This is a genomic window from Morganella sp. HMSC11D09 (genome assembly GCF_001807955.1).
Classification (GTDB): domain Bacteria; phylum Pseudomonadota; class Gammaproteobacteria; order Enterobacterales; family Enterobacteriaceae; genus Morganella; species Morganella morganii.
This window is the reverse complement of the sequence record NZ_KV791659.1, coordinates 1-19,984: the sequence shown is the minus strand read 5'-3', so window position 1 is coordinate 19,984 and position 19,984 is coordinate 1. Positions and strand designations below refer to the sequence as shown.

Annotated in this window: 10 protein-coding genes and 1 pseudogene; 5 read left to right on the top strand and 6 right to left on the bottom strand. The window is 52.2% G+C overall.

What is annotated here, in order from left to right:
- From HMPREF3119_RS02220 to narX, 6 genes are all read right to left on the bottom strand, one after another.
- A partial coding sequence (locus HMPREF3119_RS02220) for an Ig-like domain-containing protein (protein WP_210388490.1) occupies positions 1–5,505 on the bottom strand: 5,505 nt, incomplete at its 3' end.
- Positions 5,506–5,680: 175 nt separating this feature from the next.
- Entirely contained in the window at positions 5,681–6,154 is a 474-nt protein-coding gene (locus HMPREF3119_RS02215; protein WP_225310129.1) for a hypothetical protein, read from the bottom strand.
- A gap of 193 nt (positions 6,155–6,347) precedes the next feature.
- Positions 6,348–6,554 carry a helix-turn-helix domain-containing protein gene (locus tag HMPREF3119_RS02210; RefSeq protein ID WP_051456253.1) on the bottom strand — a complete coding sequence of 69 codons (207 nt, stop codon included), beginning with the start codon at positions 6,552–6,554 and terminating at the stop codon, positions 6,348–6,350.
- 773 nt (positions 6,555–7,327) lie between these two features.
- Positions 7,328–8,065 carry a glycerophosphodiester phosphodiesterase family protein gene (locus HMPREF3119_RS02205; RefSeq protein WP_070578259.1) on the bottom strand — a complete coding sequence of 246 codons (738 nt, stop codon included), beginning with the start codon at positions 8,063–8,065 and terminating at the stop codon, positions 7,328–7,330.
- Positions 8,066–8,106: 41 nt separating this feature from the next.
- The gene (gene narL, locus HMPREF3119_RS02200; protein ID WP_004234744.1) at positions 8,107–8,808 is read right to left on the bottom strand and encodes a two-component system response regulator NarL; all 702 of its coding nucleotides are present in this window, start codon (positions 8,806–8,808) and stop codon (positions 8,107–8,109) included.
- 3 nt (positions 8,809–8,811) lie between these two features.
- Positions 8,812–10,554 carry a nitrate/nitrite two-component system sensor histidine kinase NarX gene (gene narX / locus HMPREF3119_RS02195; protein ID WP_070578256.1) on the bottom strand — a complete coding sequence of 581 codons (1,743 nt, stop codon included), beginning with the start codon at positions 10,552–10,554 and terminating at the stop codon, positions 8,812–8,814.
- Between the two features lie 298 nt (positions 10,555–10,852).
- On the opposite strand from narX, the gene HMPREF3119_RS02190 reads away from it, so the two are divergent.
- The 5 genes and pseudogenes from HMPREF3119_RS02190 (at position 10,853) to narI (ending at position 19,019) form a co-directional block, all read left to right on the top strand.
- The gene (locus tag HMPREF3119_RS02190) at positions 10,853–12,235 is read left to right on the top strand and encodes a NarK family nitrate/nitrite MFS transporter (RefSeq protein ID WP_070578253.1); all 1,383 of its coding nucleotides are present in this window, start codon (positions 10,853–10,855) and stop codon (positions 12,233–12,235) included.
- A gap of 61 nt (positions 12,236–12,296) precedes the next feature.
- Positions 12,297–16,058: pseudogene (locus HMPREF3119_RS02185) on the top strand (nitrate reductase subunit alpha).
- Positions 16,058–17,614: a nitrate reductase subunit beta gene (gene narH, locus HMPREF3119_RS02180; protein ID WP_004241167.1), complete on the top strand. Its 1,557-nt coding sequence runs from the start codon at positions 16,058–16,060 to the stop codon at positions 17,612–17,614. The pseudogene HMPREF3119_RS02185 and the gene narH overlap by 1 nt, the downstream one beginning before the upstream one ends.
- On the top strand, positions 17,611–18,345 hold the full coding sequence (gene narJ / locus HMPREF3119_RS02175; protein WP_070578250.1) for a nitrate reductase molybdenum cofactor assembly chaperone: 735 nt from the start codon (positions 17,611–17,613) through the stop codon (positions 18,343–18,345). The genes narH and narJ overlap by 4 nt, the downstream gene beginning before the upstream one ends.
- On the top strand, positions 18,342–19,019 hold the full coding sequence (narI, locus tag HMPREF3119_RS02170; RefSeq protein WP_004241165.1) for a respiratory nitrate reductase subunit gamma: 678 nt from the start codon (positions 18,342–18,344) through the stop codon (positions 19,017–19,019). The genes narJ and narI overlap by 4 nt, the downstream gene beginning before the upstream one ends.
- Positions 19,020–19,984: the final 965 nt, after the last annotated feature.

Sequence of the window (19,984 nt, the reverse complement as noted above, 5' to 3'; positions counted from 1 at the left end):
TTTGTCCTGCGTCCAGTTCACCACCAGATCTGCCTGACGGATCGGGTTACCGTTACCGTCCACCAGCTGTGCGGTGTAGGTGAACGCATTGACGCCATCTGCCACTTTCTGCACCACATCGCCGTCCAGGGTCACGGTACCGACTTTGGCTGAAGTCAGTTCATAGGTAAAGCTGACATTTCTGTCCGCCGCCACAGCAGCTGTACTTTCGTACTGCCCGCTGACGGTGACATTATCCACCGCAGTGGTTGTCGATTTCAGCGTGATAGTGGCTGTACCATCAGCACGGGTTTTACTGGTTGTGGCCGACAGAGCAACATCGTTACCTTTGTTCTGCGTCCAGTTCACCACCAGATCCGCTTTACGGACCGGGTTACCATTACCGTCCACAACCTGTGCGGTATAGGTAAAGAAGCTGGTGCCATCCGCGATTTTCTGCGTGACAGTGCCGTCCAGTTTCACGGTACCGACTTTGGCTGAACTCAGTTCATAGATAAAGCTGACCGTCTTATCCGCAGCAACCTCAGCCGTTTCTTTGTACTGTGCTTTAACCGTGACGTTATCGACGGCTTTTGTGGTGGATTTCAGGGTGATGGTCGCTTTACCATCGGCATTGGTCTGACTGGTTGCCGAAGACAGCACGACATCATTACCTTTGTCCTGCGTCCATTTCACATCCAGACCGGCCTGACGGACCGGGTTACCATTGCCGTCCACCAGTTGCGCGGTGTAAGTGAAGGTATTCACACCATCCGCCACTTTTTCAATAACAGCGTCGTCAAGGGTCACAGTGCTGACTTTGGCCAGATTAACGTTATAGATAAAGCTGACCGTTTTATCCGCTGCCGCTTTGGCGGTACTTTCGTACTGCCCGCTGACACGGACATCATCCACCGCTTTTGTAGTCGACGTCAGTGTGACTGTGGCCTGACCATCCGTGTTGGTTTTACTGCTGACAGCAGACAACGTCACATCATTGCCTTTATCCTGCGTCCACTTAATATCCAGACCGGCCTGACGGATCGGGTTACCGTTGCCGTCCACCAGTTGTGCGGTGTAGGTAAAGGCGTTCACACCGTCAGCAACTTTTTCCGTCACATCACCGTTGAGGGTAACTGTACCGACTTTGGCGGAGGTCAGTTCAAAGATAAAGCTGATCAGCTTATTCGCATCCACTTTGGCGGTACTTGCGTACTGCGCACTGACGCGGACATCATCCACGGCTTTTTTGGTGGAAGTCAGAGTGATGGTTGCTTTACCGGTGGCATCCGTTTTACTGGTTGTGGCCGACAGAGCAACATCCGTCCCTTTATCCTGGCTCCAGTTCACCACCAGATCGGCCTGACGAACCGGGTTCCCGTTGCCGTCCACCAGTTGCGCGGTATAGGTAAAGAAGCTGACACCATCCGCCACTTTCTGTACCACATCGCCTTCCAGAGTCACGGAACCGACTTTGGCTGAGGCAATGTTATAGATAAAGCTGACGGTTTTATCCGCCGGCACGACTGCCGTTTCCTGGTACTGCGCGCTGACACGGACATCGTCCACCGCCGTGGTGGTCGAAATCAGCGTGATAGTCGCTTTACCATCGGCATCAGTTTTACTGACAACGGAGGACAGTTTTACCGCCGCACCTTTATCCTGGATCCATTTCACATCCAGGTTTGCTTTGCGGACAGGGTTACCGTTGCTGTCCACCAACTGTGCGGTATAGGTAAAGCTGCTGGTGCCGTCTGCCACTTTCTCCGTGACAGCGCCATTCAGCTCCACAGTGCCGACTTTGGCCATATTAATGTTGAAGATAAAGCTGACAGTTTTGTTTGCCGGTACCACAGCCGTTTCTGCGTACTGTGCACTGACACGGATATTCTCCGCTGCTTTTTTGGTCGACGTCAGAGTAATCACGGCTTTACCGTCCGCATCCGTTTTACTGGTTGCGGCTGACAGCACCACATCACTGCCTTTGTCCTGCGTCCATTTCACATCCAGATCCGCCTGACGGATCGGGTTGTTGTTCTCATCCACCAGTTGTGCCGTGTAGGTAAAGCTGCTGAGGCCATCGGCGACTTTTTCAGTCACACTGCCGTTCAGTTCCACCTTGCTGACTCTGGCTGAGGCAACGTTATAAATAAAGCTGACGGCTTTATCCGCCTGAATAACCGGCGTACCGGCATACTGCGCACTGACACGGATGTTATCCGCCACTTTGGTGGTGGAGATCAGAGTGATAGTCGCCACACCGTCTGCGTTGGTTTTGCTGGTTTCCGCCGACAGCACCACATCGCTGCCTTTGTTCTGCGTCCACTTCACATCCAGATCTGCCTGACGGATCGGGTTACCATTACTATCCACCAGCTGCGCGGTATAGGTAAAGCTGCTGAGACCATCAGCCACTTTCTGAGTGACATCGCCGTTCAGCGTGACTTTACTGACCTTCGCGGTGTCGATGTTATAGATAAAGTTAACACTCTTATCCGCATCCACACTTACCCCGCCGTCCAGCGCCGCGCTGACAAGAACATTGTCCATCGCTTTATTGGTACCGGCTAAGGTAATGGTGATTTTACCTTCCGCATTGGTAGTGCCTGTTACCAGTACAACTGCTGCCGGATTATCTGCGGATGCAGTAACCGGGACACCCTGGATCGGGTTACCATTGTTATCCTGAACCAGGACGGTATAGGTGAAGTTATCTGTACCGTTGGCAACTTTGGTTGTCTGATCACCGTTTAACAGCACACTGCGGACAGCCATCGAGCTGTTATCAGGTGTGATACGGACAACGGTGGTTTTACCGGCTGCGTCTGTGGCGTTGATCGCACGGACAGTCGCATCACCCACACGGGTACCGGTCAGTGTAAAGGTTGCCTCACCGTTGCTGCCGGTAACGACATTCTGATCACTAAGCTGGCCGAGTGTGGTTGTCAGGTTAACGGTATTACCCGGGATCACGTTATTAAAGGCATCTTTCACCGTCACGGTCAGCATCGCCTGCTCAGTACCGTCAGCAATAATGGCTTTCTTGTCACTGATCAGGGACGTGATGGTTGCGGTGGACAGATCCGGAACAAAGGTCAGAACCGCAGTTTCACGGCTGTCATTGATACTGAAGGTATAGTTATCCTGACCCGCTTTGGTATTGGTGATATTCACCCGCAACTGACCATTACTGTCTGTCAGACCACCGGCAGGCTGAGTCAGATAACCGGCAGTTCCCGGTACTTTGATTGTCACCGGTGCACCGGCGATCGGGTTGTTGCGGTTATCAGTGACGGTTACCAGAACACTGTTCTTCGCTTTACCATCCGCCGCCGAATTATCCTGAGTTACCACAACACTCTGAATCTTCGCGGTACTGATATCCGCGATAAACTGTGCTGTCACACTCTTCGACGTGCCCGTTCCCTCAACCACCAGTTTGGAATCCCCGGCCGTTTCACTGCTGAACCGGATAGTGACCTGGCCGTTGCTGTCAGTCTGCTGGTTCGGATCCGCGACTGTCGCACCGTTATCCGCTCTGGACGTTAACGGGAAGTTTTCCACCAGGTTATCGAACTGGTCAGTCACCGTTGCCACAGCGATGTTTTTCGCCTGGCCGTCAGCCACTGCTTTGTTATTGGTTAATTCAAGGGTTTTAATTTTTGCTGTATTGATATCAGCAATATAGGTGATTGCTTCGGTACGGCTGTTACCGTTACGCATTTTGGCTTTCAGCAATCCTTTACCGGCGGATTTACTGATAATTTTCACGGTTGCCGTGCCGTCCGGCCCGGAGATCACGGTCAGTGTCTGGCCGCTGTTGCCGTCCGCATCATAAATGGTCACGCCTTCCGGATTTTTCAGACCGGAAACGCTGAAAGTCACTGCTTTATTCGGCAGCACTTCGCCCTTGTCATTCTGTAACAGCGCCACAGCGGTAAACTGGTCACTGTTGTTGGCGATTAAGGATTGGTTCGGCGTGACGGTCAGTTTGGTGATGGTTTCCACTGACGGAATAACATTCACCCACATTTCTGCGGTGTTGGACGGGTTACCCTCGTTATCTTCACCGACAGCGGTCACACGGTAGCCCTGCGGCCCGCCGTTACGATCCATAAAAATATATTCCGGCAGCGTAATATCTGCCGTGGTCAGCCCGGTCTGTTTGATTTCACCGCCGTTTGCCAGCAGTTCAGGCGCTGACCAGCGCAGAGATTTCAGACCGTATTTGGCTTTCAGCACACTGACCGTCACCGGCAGTGTCTGTGCCGCTTCACCGTTGAGTGTCGGCGGCAGGGCAATCCGCAGCAGTTCCTGCTTACGGTACTGCATCACAATGTTGTAGTTTCTGTCGACGAAGTCGTAACGGTTACCCGCCAGGTTACGCATCAGATCAACATTGTCGGTATCCAGCTGCTGTGACAGCGGCACGCCGAAACGGTAGGAAAGTTCCATTCCAATCTGGCTGTCGTTGGAATCACCACGGGATGTCTGACCTTTGAACGTGATCAGCGGGAACGGGGTGTAACTGAGCCCGATGGTGGAGACCGACGGGTTACTTTTCAGTTCACCGGAAGAGGTGGTACTGGCCAGGCTGACGCCGTCACCGAAGTACTGTTCATATTTTGCAAATGCGCCTAACTGCGGATAATCAGGCAGATAGCCCTCCGCACGGATATCAAACCCGTTAGCCGGGCGTTCATCGTAATCGCGCATTTCGTGCAGTTTTGACTGGTGCCAGTCTGTTACCCTGAAGTAGCCGTTAGCCGCAAACTTCAGGTAATTGGCCCATAACTCACCGCCGACACCGACCCGCGAGTTACTGCCGGTGATATCGTAGTCATAAAAGCTGTTAACCCCCCACATCCAGCCGTCTTCATACTGACGATAGCCCAGACCGAGGTTGGTGGTGGTACGTTCTTCATTAGCGCGAAGCCCGATCTGTGAGAAGAACAGGCTGTTCGGATTATCAACTAACGGGACCAGTACATCCGCATCACCGGTTTTATTGCTGCCGAACTGAATACGGGCGTGGCCCACCTGGTTCAGCCAGTCATTCACCTGCTGGTTAAGCAGGTTTTCACCGATACCGCGCACATAGCCGAGAGATGCATCCACCGCATCCTCACTGGAGAGGATCTGCCCGGCCTGTGAGGCGTTACCCGCCAGACGGGCTTCATTCTGTGCCGCTTCATCTTCCGGAGAAATATCCGGCAGACCGAGGGTCGGCAAGGCACTGAAGATATCATCGGTCCGCACGGTATTATCGCGCGGTGCCGGGTTCGCCGGGTCAGGCAGCGTGCTGACACTCATCGGGAACGGCATGCCGTTCTGTCCGGAGATAAAGCCACTGTCCGAACCAGCCGGCATCACGCCGTATTCACTGCCGGACGGCATCTCAACGGTAAATCCCTCACCGCTCAGAGTGCTGCCGGAAGCGGTTTTTCCGCCCTGTGGTTTCGGAGGCGGAGCCGGACTCGGAGATGTATCCATCAATGCATTAAGTCCGTCAAATGTTTCTGACATGATTAATTCATTGTCATGTTCTGCCGCGTAGGCAACAGATAATGTTGCCGTCGACACCGGAAAAAATAACTGCAAAAAGAGTAACAGATAGGCTGTTACCCTCTTTGTTTTTGAGTAATACGAAGTCACAGGCATGAATACATCCCCGAAATAAGATTAAAAATCCAAAAAAAAATTAAATATCAGAAAGTGCTTTTATTTTATCCTTCACACCAATGAAACCTGCGTACTGAACTTTGGTACATAAGGTGTCCAGTTTTTTATTCAGTGTCATGGATAACACTTCACGGGAGTCTTTATCCATAATCTCTTTATTGACGTTTAAGAAGGTATAGTTCTGATTAATACGTCCGTAGCTTGATGAGAAATCATTAAATTCAGCCTGATTTACGCCTTTAAGAAAATTAAATCCGTCCACACAGGCGTTATTGGTGGATGCAATAACAATCCCCTGAGATGCAATTTGTTTACTTCCCACATACGCCTGTGCCGCGTTATTACCGGTCACATTAGGTGTCGCGGAACGGGTTTGCTGTTTTACCGGCGGGTTTTTAACTGCTGCCGTGTTTTTCTTTACCGGTGATGTTGAGCAGGCAGAAATAACCAGTGAAAGCCCGGCTACAACGAGTGCTTTTTTGTTAATCATCATTTTCATTCATTCCTATTTATAAAATTAACTCTTACAGAGAAAAATTACAGGTTTAATAAAAACACCTGCCTGCTGATGATATGAAGTTAATGCAACATATTATTAACAGCATTCAGATGTCATCAGACAGAAAAAGGTTGGTGATATTAAATACACGCGTAAAGGGAGAGTCATAACAGTTGGATAGTCAGCATTACGGGTTATCAGTGTCATCTGTATCTTCCGGTCCGGAAATAACAGACTGATAATGGGTGCTGATAATGGAGAAAAGTTCGCTGATCTCACGCTCCGTCATTCCCAGCGCCGCACAATACCTGAGCATGACATCCGGACTGAGCACCGACAGCCCGCGTTCATAGCGGGATATCTGCTGCTGACTGATATTCAGTTTCTCAGCCACTTCCGAACCTGTTAATCCCTGACTTTTTCGCCTTCTTTTTAAGAAAAAACCAACTTCTTTCAATAGAGATATATTATTATCACACATAGCAAAACCTGATTTACCCGGGATATTTAACTCCTTTTAGGTTTATCCGGAATAATTAACGATAGTAATAAACATAAAAATCCCGTTATTACACACTATATCCACCGGAGAATCAGACCGGAAAGGTAACGATCCCTGTTAATTACTGCATCCTTTATCGGAAAAGAAGCCAGCCACTGCCTTTTATTTTCAGTTGATATCATTCAGCCAAATACAAATTAAGTGAGTTTAATCCTGGTTATTCAGCAGCAATAAAATCACTGATAACAAAATAATACCGATAAATCATCACTATCAGATCGGGTAAAGAATAAGTGAATCCGGAGCAGTCATGCAAATAATCATTCCTCTTTCGTTGCCTTAAGAACAATTGGTGAAATCTATCTGTGAGTAACCACAAATAGTAATAACAGGGGAAATAGTCATGTAATTTCAGTTCATTATATAAAAACAAACAGGATGGGTAATGATGGCGTGAGAAGAAGGATATTTGAGATAACTCCCTGTATGATTAAACCTGTATCACTTTGTTACAGTTTTTATCCTCTTTTTGTTCATCTGATAATAATAAAAAGAATTTTATTATGATTTATTAAATATAACTCCAATAACTTGTATTTTCGCCTGCCAAAATAAAAACACCGGCCTGTCGGAAGAGGCCGGTGTAATACGGATGCAATATAGCATTAAGAAAAACGATTTTCGTCCCTGTATATTGCAGGGTTATCCGTTATCAGCATTCCCACTCCCCAGTCCGCATAATGCGCGACCAGCTCCGGATAATTCGGTGTATAGCAAAAGACCTGATAACCGGCCTTTCTCAGCGATTTCGCCGTTTCTTCCCGCAGAAACAGCCAGTCGCAATGCACACTGAACGCGTCAATCTCCTGAAGCAGTGCCAGAGGCTGCGGCGGAATTTTTTCCCAGAGCTGTCCGCGCCGGATGTGCGGCATCCGTTTGTGCATATGGCGCAGTGTGCGGGTATCAAAGCCGGAAAACAGAATCCGCTCTGCCGGGAAATTCTGCATTTCAAGTACTGCTGCGGTGGCTTCACACAACCGGGCAATTGCGTGGTCGCTGTCTGTCAGCTCGGTTTTCAGTTCCAGGTTCAGATGCAATCCGGATTCTTCCGCCAGCACCAGCAGGTCGGTCAGCAGCGGAATTTTTTCCCCCCGGTATACCTCCCCCGCCCATAATCCGGCATCCAGTGCCCGCAGTTCGCGTAAGGTCAGATCCGTCACTTTCCCGCTGCCGTTGGTGGTGCGGTTCACAGTTTCATCGTGGATCAGCACCGGCACGCCGTCAGCGCTGAGCTGAACATCGGTTTCAATCCACAGACAGCCAAACTCCGCAGCCTGCCGGAATGCCGCCATCGTGTTTTCCGGTGCACGGGCGGCAAAGCCGCGGTGTGCTGCAATAATCATAATCTGTTCCTTTATACAGAGAGGCCGGATAGATACCGGTACTATTTGTTCTGCAACACCCATACCGCTGCTTCCACCCGTGATTTTACCTTCATTTTTTTCATCAGGTTTTTTACATGCACTTTTACCGTGCTTTCCGTGATATCCAGTTTACGGGCGATCATTTTATTCGGCTGCCCCTGAGCAATCAGTTTCAGTATATCGCGCTCACGCGGGGTAAGGCTGTTGATATCCGGCTCATCATCACTGCGCACCTCACGCAGCGCGCCTGCCAGCACTTCGGTCAGTGCCGGGGAGACCACCATTTTACCGGCGGCCGCCTGACGCAGTGCCACCAGCAGCTCTTCCGGCTCCATATCCTTGAGCAGATAGCCGTCCGCCCCGCGGCGCAGTGCCGTAATCAGATCTTCCCGGTAGTTGGACACACTGAACACCACCACCCGGCCGGAGAGCGGTTTGCGCCGCAGAATATCCAGGGTTTCAAAGCCGTTCATTTCCGGCATATTCAGATCCAGCAGAATCAGATCCGGATCGAGTGATTCCGCCAGCGCAATGCCGTCGCGGCCGTTCCCGGCTTCACCGGCCACAGTCAGTGACGGCTCCATGCTGATTAATTGCCTGACGCCGTTACGCAGCATCGGGTGATCGTCTATCAGCAGGATCGTGGAGGGAGAGGCCGGGTCAGCGGCTTCATCCGGATCACTGAGTATAATCTCTCCGGCCGAAAGTATTCTGTTCGTCATTGTTTACCTTGCTCCTGAATCGTCTTCATTTATTCTTATAGTTGTATTGGCGGGAAAGCTTATCAGCACCTGAGTGCCGCCCTGTTCCCGTGTGGTTATCCGGCAGGTTCCGTGCAGTGTGGCTGCCCGTTCCCGCATGATGGATAACCCGTAATGGTTATTTTTTTCCGGATGTTCCGGGATCCCTTCCCCGTTATCTTCCACGCTGATATAAATCATCTGGTCTTCTGACCGGCATATTACCTGCGCCCTCGACGCATTGGCATGCTGGAGGATGTTGCTCAGCGCCTCGCGGACAATCTGCACCACATGAATGGTCTGGTGCGCGGAGACCTGGCGCCCGGAGAGCTGAAAATCAAAACCGATGCGGTAACCCATCCGCTGCTCAAACTCCTCCAGCGTGCTCTGTAACGCCGCAAGCAGCCCGGCCTCAGTCAGTTTCAGGCGGAAAGTGGTCAGAAGCTCACGCAGCTGATGATAAGCACCGTTCACTTCCTGGCGCATTTCGGTCAGCAGTGTCTGACAGTTTTCCGGGATCTGCGCGGAATGCATCTGTAGATAGCTTATCTGAATTTTCAGACAGGATAACGACTGCGCGATAGAATCGTGAAGTTCGCGGGCAATCACTGAGCGTTCATCCATCAGAATCAGCTGCTGCTGCTGCTCATGCTGATAAGCCAGCGCAAAGGCCGAAATAATTTGTTTGCTCAGCATCTGCATCATATTCTGCTGCTCACTGTTCAGCTGCTGTCCGGCCGGTAACAGAAGCGTCAATACCCCGTAACGGTTAATCGGCCCGCTCAGATTCCAGGTCAGCTGTTCCTGTGTCTGTGATGGCAGGCAGCCGCAGTCACCGATTTCAGTAAAACGGGTGGCGTTATTATCTTCAAAAATCCGCAGGCACAGTGCGCCTTCCGGTATGATCTGATGCAGGTCACGCAGAATATCCGTCAGCTGAGTGGTCAGGTCATTGGTGTTATTCAGCCGCTGCCCGCTCTTATATAAGAAGGCCAGCATCTGGTTTTTTTCCTGTAAATCCTGTGTTTTGACCGCCATCCGAGATTCCAGCTCCCCGTAGAGCGCAGACAGTTCCTCTGCCGTACGGTTGAGGGTATTGCCGATCATGGTGATTTCATCGCGGTGGTCATAATCCGCAAAGCGCGGCTGAAAATTCCCCTGCCCCATCGCATCTGCCTGCGCCAGCAGCCGCTGCCACGGATGGAGGATCCGGCGGCGGAAATGCCGCGCCGATAACAGCAGCAGTAAAATCATCAGCGCGATAAAGACCAGCTGAATGGCCGCCACCAGCCGGATGGTGGATTCGGTCTGGTGATCGATAGCCGACACCAGGCTGTCAATCTGACTGACAAACGCGGCCACCAGCGCTCGGGCCTCTTCCGGCTGTTTTGCCGCTTCCAGTGCCGGACGCAGCTTTTGCCGCCAGGTCTGTTCCACAGAGAGAAACTGCTGCTGTATTTTGGCCGGACTGACTGCTTTCATTCCGGCCAGCAGGGTTAAATCGGATTCGAAATCATCAAGATACTGCTGTGAATGCGCGGTCAGGGGGATTTCAGACAGGAAACGGTAACTCTGCATCCGCAATGTGCCGGATTTATTAATCGCGTGCGCATTGCCCTGCACACTTTCCGTGATCTGATTGGTCAGCCCCATGCCAATCACCGCAAAGACGGTAAGCAGCACCATAAAACCGGTGATTTGGGTAAGAATAGATGTGTGTTTCAGCATGCACTGATGCTCCTCTGAACTGACCGGTTATTCTCTCCGATTTCTCCGAAAAAACACTTACCACCAAAGTAGTACCCCTTAAAACCTTGAGGGATTAGCTGTTATAACCCACACTAATCATAATGATACTAACCGTTTGATTTTACGTATTTTCATCAGATTAACAACCGTACCCCTAAAGTAGAATGACGGTTTTGCGCTTAAAAATCAATCGGTTCACCCTTTGATTAAGATCAGTATCAGCACCTTATAACCCACGTAAAACGCCTTTAATTTCAGCATAATTTTGAGGTGTATTATGGCTCAGATCTCCGAAGGCAAGGCATCAGCGGGCGTCATTACCGACTGGCGCCCGGAAGATGAAAAATTCTGGACAGAGAGCGGGCACCGGGTTGCATCACGCAACCTGTGGATCTCCGTTCCCTGCCTGTTACTGGCATTCTGTGTGTGGATGCTGTTCAGCGCCGTTGCCGTCAATCTCCCGAAAGTCGGCTTTAACTTTAGCACCGATCAGCTGTTTATGCTGACCGCGCTGCCGTCTGTTTCCGGGGCACTCCTGCGCGTTCCTTACTCCTTTGTTATTCCGATTTTCGGCGGCCGCCGCTGGACTGCGTTCAGTACCCTGATCCTGATTGTGCCGTGTGTGTGGCTCGGATTCGCGGTGCAGAACCCGTCAACGCCGTATGCGGTGTTTGTGATTATCGCCCTGCTGTGCGGCTTCGCCGGGGCAAACTTTGCCTCCAGTATGGGGAATATCAGCTTCTTCTTCCCGAAAGCGAAACAGGGCGGAGCTCTGGGTATCAACGGCGGGCTGGGTAACCTCGGAGTGAGTGTGATGCAGCTGGTCGCACCATTTATTGTGACATTCGGTGTGTTCAGCTTTATGGGCGGCACCGGCGTGACCCAGCCGGACGGCTCTGAGCTGTGGTTACAGAATGCCGCGTGGATCTGGGTGCCGTTCCTGCTGCTGTTTACCACCGCCGCCTGGCTGGGAATGAACGACCTTTCTGCTAACAAAGCCTCGTTAAAAGAGCAGTTACCGGTTCTGAAACGCAAACATCTGTGGATCCTGAGCTTCCTCTATCTCTCCACGTTCGGCTCATTTATCGGGTTTTCCGCCGGGTTTGCCATGCTGTCGAAAACCCAGTTCCCGGATATCGTTATCCTGAAATTCGCCTTCTTCGGCCCGTTACTGGGTGCGCTGGCCCGTCCGCTGGGCGGCTTCCTCTCCGATAAATTCGGCGGTATCCGCGTAACCTTTATTAACTTCGTGGTGATGGCGGTATTTGCCTTCCTGCTGTTCTTCACACTGCCGGGCAAAAATGATGCCGGTTCATTTGCCGCCTTCTTCGGCGTCTTTATGGTGCTGTTTTTCACTGCCGGTCTCGGCAGCGGCTCTACTTTCCAGATGATTGCGGTGGTGTTCCGCAAAATCACCACTGAGCGCGTACTGGCACAGGGCGGTACCGAAAAAGAAGCCCAGCATGAAGCCATCACCGAAAGTGCTGCCGCACTCGGTTTTATCTCTGCCATCGGCGCTATCGGCGGGTTCTTTATCCCGAATGCCTTTGGTATTTCACTGACACTGACCGGCTCGCCTGCCGGTGCAATGAAAGTGTTCGTTGTCTTTTATGTGGTCTGCATTCTGACCACATGGCTGGTATACGGCCGTAAAAAATAATTAATTCAATTCTGATAATCAGAGCAATGTGAGCGCCCGGCGCTTATCGGGGGATTACCGAATGAGCAAGTTTTTAGACAGATTCCGTTATTTTAAGCAGCGCGGGGAAACCTTCTCCGGCGACCACGGACAAGAGCTGAACGTCAACCGCGACTGGGAAGATGGTTACCGCAGCCGCTGGCAGCATGACAAAATTGTCCGTTCCACCCACGGCGTGAACTGTACCGGTTCATGCAGCTGGAAAATCTATGTGAAAAACGGGCTGGTGACCTGGGAGACGCAACAGACGGACTACCCGCGTACCCGTCCTGATCTGCCGGATCATGAGCCGCGCGGCTGTCCGCGCGGTGCCAGCTATTCCTGGTATCTGTACAGCGCAAACCGCGTGAAGTATCCGATGGTGCGCAAACGCCTGATCAAACTGTGGCGTGAGGCCAAAGCACAGCACGCGGATCCGGTCGATGCGTGGGCATCCATTATTAATGATGAGGCAAAAGCCAAAAGCTACAAACAGGCACGCGGCCGCGGCGGTTTTGTCCGCTCCGACTGGCAGGAAGTGAATGAAATGATTGCGGCAGCCAATATTGTGACTGCCAAACAGTTCGGCCCTGACCGTATTATCGGCTTCTCGCCGATCCCGGCGATGTCGATGGTCTCCTATGCTTCCGGTGCCCGTTATTTATCCCTGATCGGCGGTGCCTGCCTGAGTTTCTATGACTGGTACTGCGACTTACCGCCGGCCTCCCCGCAAACCTGGGGTGAGCAGACTGACGTGCCGGAATCAGCAGACTGGTATAACTCCTCTTATCTGATTGCCTGGGGTTCCAACGTCCCGCAGACCCGTACCCCGGATGCGCACTTCTTCACCGAAGTTCGTTATAAAGGTACCAAAACTGTCGCGATCACACCCGATTATGCTGAAATCGCCAAACTGTGTGACCAGTGGCTGAACCCGAAACAGGGAACCGACAGTGCCGTTGCACTGGCGATGGGTCATGTGATCCTCAATGAGTTCCACGCGAAGCGCCAGGCGGAATACTTCACCAATTATGTCCGCACTTATAGCGACATGCCGATGCTGGTGATGCTGGATCCGCGTGCGGAAGGCGGCTATGTGCCGGGCCGTATGCTGCGGGCATCTGATCTGGTGGATTCTCTCGGTGAGAAAGAAAATGCTGAGTGGAAAACTATTGCCATTGATGAGAACAGTCAGCAACTGGTGGCACCACAGGGCTCTATCGGGTTCCGCTGAGACAAATCCCGTAAATGGAACCTGGAGCCGCGTGACGGCAAGAGCGGTGATGAGATCACTATGCAGCTGAGCCTGCTGGATAAGCATGATGAAGTTGCCGATGTCGCGTTCCCGTATTTCGGCGGCATTGAAAATGAATTCTTTGAAGGTGTGGCACTGGATGAAGTGCTGATGCACAAACTGCCGGTGAAAGTGGTACGTCTGGCAGACGGCAGTGAAGTCCGTGTGGCGAGTGTTTTCGATTTAACCCTCGCCAACTACGGTATCGATCGCGGCCTGGACGATGTGAACTGCGCGGCGGATTACAGTGAAATCAAGGCCTATACCCCAGCCTGGGCAGAGAAAGTGACCGGCGTCAGCCAGCATCACATCTCCCGCATTGCCCGTGAGTTTGCCGATAACGCCGAGAAAACCCACGGCCGTTCAATGGTGATCGTCGGTGCCGGTATCAACCACTGGTATCACATGGATATGACCTACCGCGGCATCATCAATATGCTGGTGTTCTGCGGCTGCGTCGGCCAGAGCGGCGGCGGCTGGTCACACTATGTGGGCCAGGAAAAACTGCGTCCGCAGACCGGCTGGTTACCGCTGGCGTTCGGGCTGGACTGGTCACGCCCACCGCGTCATATGAACAGCACCTCTTTCTTCTATAACCACTCAAGCCAGTGGCGTTATGAAACTGTTCAGCCGCAGGAGCTTCTCTCCCCGCTGGCGGATAAATCCCGCTTCAGCGGCAGCCTGCTGGACTTCAACATCCGCGCTGAGCGCATGGGCTGGCTGCCGTCCGCACCGCAGCTGAACGTGAACCCGCTGACTATCGCGGCGAGAGCAAAAGAAGCCGGTCAGGATCCGCAGGCTTACACCGCAGAAGCACTGAAGAGCGGCACTATCCGCTTTGCGGCGGAACAGCCGGATAATCCGCAGAACTTCCCGCGTAACCTGTTTATCTGGCGCTCCAACCTGCTCGGCTCCGCCGGTAAAGGCCATGAGTATCTGCTGAAATACCTGCTCGGCACCGAAAACGGTCTGCTGGGTAAAGATCTCGGCGAACAGGGCAGCGTGAAACCGGAAGAAGCGGAATGGGTGGATAATGCCCCGGAAGGAAAAGTGGATCTGGTGGTGACACTCGATTTCCGCATGTCCAGCACCTGTCTGTTCTCCGATATCGTGCTGCCGACCGCCACCTGGTATGAAAAAGATGATATGAACACCTCGGATATGCATCCGTTCATTCATCCGCTGACCGCTGCGGTCGATCCGGCCTGGGAATCCAAAACCGACTGGGAAATCTACAAAGGGATCGCCAAATCCTTCTCTGAACTCTGCCCGGGCCACCTGGGTAAAGAGACGGATATTGTTACGCTGCCAATCCAGCATGACTCCGCTGCCGAAATGGCGCAGCCGTTTGATGTGAAGGACTGGAAAAAAGGCGAATGTGACCTGATCCCGGGGAAAACCGCACCGCACCTGATGGTGGTGGAGCGCGATTATCCGAACACCTATGCCCGCTTTACCTCGCTGGGGCCGCTGATGGATAAACTCGGCAACGGCGGGAAAGGTATCAGCTGGAATACTCAGGAAGAAGTCGATTTCCTGAAAAAACTCAACCGCACCCGCACTGAGGGCGCAGCGGAAGGTCGCCCGGCAATTGAAACCGCGATTGATGCGGCAGAAGTCGTGCTGTCACTGGCACCGGAAACCAACGGCCATGTGGCGGTGAAAGCCTGGGATGCGCTCGGTAAAGTGACCGGCCGCGACCATACGCATCTTGCCATCCATAAAGAAGATGAAAAAATCCGCTTCCGCGACATCGTGGCGCAGCCGCGCAAAATCATCTCCAGCCCGACCTGGTCCGGCCTCGAAGATGAGCATGTCTCTTATAATGCGGGTTACACCAACGTTCACGAGATGATCCCGTGGCGTACCCTGAGCGGCCGTCAGCAGTTGTATCAGGATCATGAATGGATGCGTGCATTTGGTGAGTCTCTGGTGGTGTACCGTCCACCGGTGGATACCCGTGCGGCACAACCGCTGCTGGGCGCAAAACCGAACGGTTATCCGGAGAAAGCCCTGAACTTCCTGACCCCGCACCAGAAATGGGGTATTCACTCCACCTACAGCGACAACCAGCTGATGCTGACCCTCGGCCGTGGTGGCCCGGTGGTATGGCTGAGTGAGGACGATGCCCGCTCGCTGGGCATTGAGGATAACGACTGGATCGAAGCTTTCAACAGCAACGGCGCACTGACTGCCCGTGCGATTGTCAGCCAGCGTATCCCGGACGGCATGATCTTTATGTATCACGCCCAGGAGCGTCAGATTAACCTGCCGGGATCGGAAGTGACCGGTATGCGCGGCGGTATTCATAACTCCGTCACCCGTGTCTGCCCGAAACCGACTCATATGATCGGCGGCTACAGCCACCTGGCATACAGCTTTAACTATTACGGCACTGTCGGCTCCAACCGCGACGAGTTTGTGGTGGTCCGCAAAATGAAAAATGTGGACTGGCTCGACGGTGAGCAGGATGGTTATCAACAGACCCTGAGCGGGCAGGAGAAAGCATAATGAAGATACGTTCCCAAGTCGGCATGGTATTGAACCTGGATAAATGTATCGGTTGCCATACCTGCTCTGTCACCTGTAAAAACGTCTGGACCAGCCGCGAAGGTGTGGAATACGCGTGGTTCAACAACGTCGAAACCAAACCCGGCCTGGGTTACCCGCATAACTGGGAAGACCAGGAAAAATGGAAAGGCGGCTGGATCAAAAACATCCGCGGCAAACTGGTGCCGCGTATGGGTAACAAAATCGGCCTGCTGTCAAAAATCTTCGCCAACCCCGACCAGCCGGAGCTGGATGATTATTACGAGCCGTTCACTTACGACTATGATCATCTGAAAAACGCCCCGGAAGGCAATCTGCCGACCGCCCGTCCGCGCTCACTGATCACCGGTCAGCGCATGACAAAAATCGAAAACGGCCCGAACTGGGAAGATGACCTCGGCGGTGAGTTCAGCCGCCGCAGCGCGGACAAAAACTTCGCCGATATGCAGAAAGAGATGTACGGCCAGTTTGAGCAGACTTTTATGATGTATCTGCCGCGTCTGTGTGAGCACTGTCTGAACCCGGCCTGTGTCGCGACCTGTCCGAGCGGCGCTATCTACAAACGTGCGGAAGACGGCATCGTCCTTATCGATCAGGACAAATGCCGCGGCTGGCGTATGTGCCTGACCGGCTGCCCGTACAAAAAAATCTACTTCAACTGGAAGAGCGGCAAATCCGAGAAATGTATTTTCTGCTATCCGCGTATCGAAGCCGGTCAGCCGACCGTCTGTTCAGAAACCTGCGTGGGCCGTATCCGTTACCTCGGTGTGCTGCTCTATGATGCGGATCGCATTGAAGAAGCGGCCAGCGCGGATAACGAAAAAGATCTGTATGAGCGTCAGCTCGGGATCTTCCTCGACCCGAACGACCCTGAAGTGATCCGCCAGGCGCAGAAAGACGGCATTCCGCTGAGTGTGATTGACGCGGCACAGAAATCGCCGGTCTACAAAATGGCAATGGAGTGGAAACTTGCTCTGCCGCTGCACCCGGAATACCGCACCCTGCCTATGGTCTGGTATGTGCCGCCTCTGTCACCGATTCAGTCTGTCAGCGATGCGGGTATGCTGCCGCACAGCGGCGTACTGCCGGATGTGGAAAGTCTGCGCATCCCGGTTCAGTACCTCGCCAACCTGCTGACCGCTGGGGATACCGCGCCGGTACTGCGTGCCCTGAAACGGATGCTGGCCATGCGTCACTACAAACGTGCTGAAACCGTGGATAAAACCCGCGATATCAGTGCGCTGGAAGAAGTCGGTCTGACAGAAGCCCAGGCACAGGAAATGTACCGCTATCTGGCTATCGCCAACTATGAGGATCGCTTTGTGATCCCGTCATCACACCGCGAACTGGCCCGCGAGGCATTCCCTGAGCGCAACGGCTGCGGATTCAGCTTCGGCGACGGCTGCCACGGCAGCGATACCAAATTTAACCTGTTTAACAGCCGCCGTATCGATGCCATTGATATCACGCAGAAAACACCGGCAGATGCACCAATCTCAGAGAGGCATTCATCATGATCAGCTTAAAAATTATCGGCTGCCTGCTGGATTACCCGAATGAGGAGCTCTGGGGACACCGCGACGAACTGATTGCAGAGATTGAACAGGCGCACGAGCTGCGCCTGACTCAGGCCGCCGCACTGATGTACTTCGTCGCTGAACTGACCGCTGAGCCGCTGCTCGACAGCCAGGCACGCTACAGTGAACTGTTTGATCGCGGCAGGGCCACCTCTCTGCTGCTGTTTGAACACGTTTACGGTGAGTCACGCGATCGCGGCCAGGCAATGGTGTCCCTGCTGGAGCAGTATGAGCAGGCCGGGATCACCCTCAGCAGCCGCGAACTGCCGGATTACCTGCCGGTTTATCTGGAATATCTCTCTGTTATGCCGCCGGAACAGGCCTGTCAGGGGCTGAAAGACATCGCGCCGATCCTCGCCCTGCTCGGTGAGCGGCTGCGTCAGCGCGAAAGTCATTACCATGAACTGTTCAGCCTGCTGCTGGCCATGGCGGACAGCGACCTGACACTCAGCGCACTGACCCGTCAGGTGGACGGTGAAGCCCGTGATGACACTCCGGCTGCACTGGATGCGGTCTGGGAAGAAGAACAGGTGACATTCCTGGCCGATAAAGGCTGTGACAATTCTGTTCTGACACAGCATGAGCGTCGTTTTTCACAGAGTGTCGCCCCGAATTACATTCAGGTGGGTGACGCGCCGGTTCCCCCTGCGGCGAAAGGAGTAACTCCATGAATTTCCTGAATACGTTTTTCTTTGATATCTATCCGTATATCGCGGGCGCGGTGTTTATCATCGGCAGCTGGCTGCGTTATGACTACGGACAATACACCTGGCGTGCCGGTTCCAGTCAGATGCTGGATAAAAAAGGGATGCGTCTGGCTTCCAACCTGTTCCACGTCGGGATCCTCGGTATCTTCTTCGGGCATTTCGTCGGCATGCTGACCCCGCACTGGATGTATGAGCCGTTTATCACTGTGGCACAGAAACAGATGCTGGCGATGGTGGCGGGCGGTGCCTGCGGGGTAATGACGCTGATCGGCGGCGGTCTGCTGCTCAAACGCCGTCTGACCAACCCGCGTGTCCGTGCAACATCGTCTGCGGGCGATATTCTGATCATCACCCTGCTGGTGATCCAGGTAATTCTGGGCCTGGGCACCATTCCGTTCTCCGCGCAGCACACTGACGGCAGCGAGATGATGAAACTGGTCGGCTGGGCACAGTCTGTCGTGACATTTCAGGGGGGGGCATCAGAGCATCTGGAAGGGGTTGCCTTTATCTTCCGCATGCACCTGGTGCTGGGTATGACACTGTTCCTGATCTTCCCGTTCTGCCGTCTGGTGCATATCTGGAGTGCGCCGGTTGAATACATTACGCGCCGCTACCAGTTAGTGCGCAACCGCCATTAATTAACAACAACAGTCTCATCCTTTAAATGCACAGTTTTGGGTGGCTCCGGCCACCCCTTTTTTTATCACCGTGTTATTCTTTCAAAAAAAGTTGAAACAGATTACCGCTTCAGAGGCAAAACAACCGGTTTCTCTGCCGCCGTAACGTATCACTAACATTTTCAATATCTTTCCGCTGATTAAAAAAACCTGCTAAATCAATTCAGTAAATCACAACCAGCAGAAACACACTGTTTTATCTCGGTTCTGATGTTCACTTCTGCTATTTTTCACTGCTTTTTTGTTATTAAAATGATTTTGTAATCATTAAAAAATAGTTGAATTTAATGTTGACCCACATCACAAAACTGGTATCATACCCCCATCGAAGCAAAACACGCTTACTCAACTAATTCAAAGCAGGAGTTCATTATGAAAAGTATCAAAACTTTCTTCTCTAATCTGACCCGTGCTGCTGCTATCATTGCAAAATACAGCAAAGCATTCTGATTAAATCAGACAGATATAAGAAAAGCGCCCTCAGGGCGCTTTTTTATTGCCTGCGATCCGGCCTGCAACAAAAGTTGAAGCGACTGACCGGCACAACGACGCACTCTCCGCTTTTCCTGCTGCCGTAACGTGCCGCTAACATCTTCAACATCTTTTTACTGATTAAAAAATCCTGCTAAATCAATTCAGTAAATCATAGCCAGCAGAAACACACTGTTTTATCCCGGTTATGATATTCACTTTTGCTATTTTTCACTGCTTTTTTGTTATTAAAATGATTTTGTAATCATTAAAAAATAGTTGAATTTAATGTTGACCCACATCACAAAACTGGTATCATACCCCCATCGAAGCAAAACACGCTTACTCAACTAATTCAAAGCAGGAGTTCATTATGAAAAGTATCAAAACTTTCTTCTCTAATCTGACCCGTGCTGCTGCTATCATTGCAAAATACAGCAAAGCATTCTGATTAA